Origin of the sequence: Colidextribacter sp. OB.20, from assembly GCF_009911595.1 — a bacterium.
Classification (GTDB): Bacteria; Bacillota; Clostridia; order Oscillospirales; family Oscillospiraceae; genus Lawsonibacter.
The window spans coordinates 1-892 of record NZ_QWKG01000156.1; the positions used below are offsets into that span (position 1 = coordinate 1).

Consider the following 892-nt stretch of genomic DNA (forward strand, 5'->3'; position numbering starts at 1 on the left):
GCCAACGACTACTACACTGGCTACATCAACCTGGCCACCCAGCTGGGCATCATCGGCGGCTACGGCGACGGGCGCTTCGGCCCCAACGACACCGTGACCACTGCTCAGGCCGCCCTGATGCTGTCCCGTGCTCTTGGCTACTTCAAGGGCAACGAGATCGCCCAGGCCACTGACTGGGCTCTGGCCTCCATCGCCCAGGCCACCAAGATCAACATGTTCGGCAATCTGAACCTGCCCACCAACGCCGAGCTGGCCCGTGACAACGTGGCCGAGATGGTGTTCAACACCATCAGCAAGGCCGTTCCCGTGCAGTACAACGAGCTTCTCGGCGTGTACTACAACGAGAACCAGGGCATCATCTACTCCCTGGAGTTCAACTACCTCCAGACCCTGGGCTACAAGAACTTCGACCTGGTCTACCGCAGCAATGACCGCGACATGTACGGCCGTCCCGCCACCACCTGGGGCGTGGGCCGCTACAATGCCGGCAACTCCACCACCTCCTCCGGCACCATCACCAAGACTGACAACCTGACCAACGAGGGCGGCCTGCTGCCCAGCCTGGTCCGGCTGCAGGAGAAGGACGAGATCATCACCGTTCCCAACGCCCCCACCTATGTGTACACCGACAAGACCAAGGAGAAGGACGTGTACAAGAATCTGGGCAAGTCCGTCTGCACCGCCTACGCCAACAAGAACAATGACCCGGGCTATGAGTGGACCGCCTTCATCAACGGCAAAGAGGTTGAGACCGCTGCCGACAGCTACGGCAAGGCGCTGATTCCCGGCGCCAACAGCAGCGACATCTACCGCTTCACCGCCAAGGGCACCCAGACCGAGATCTACATCGACGACGACGAGCAGACTGTTGACGTCATCGAGATCAACTACT

Annotated in this window: 1 protein-coding gene; it reads left to right on the forward strand. The window is 60.7% G+C overall.

All coding sequences use genetic code 11. The annotated features are described in order from the left end of the window. On the forward strand, positions 1-892 hold an 892-nt coding region (locus tag D1641_RS18965; protein ID WP_160668555.1), incomplete at both ends, for an S-layer homology domain-containing protein.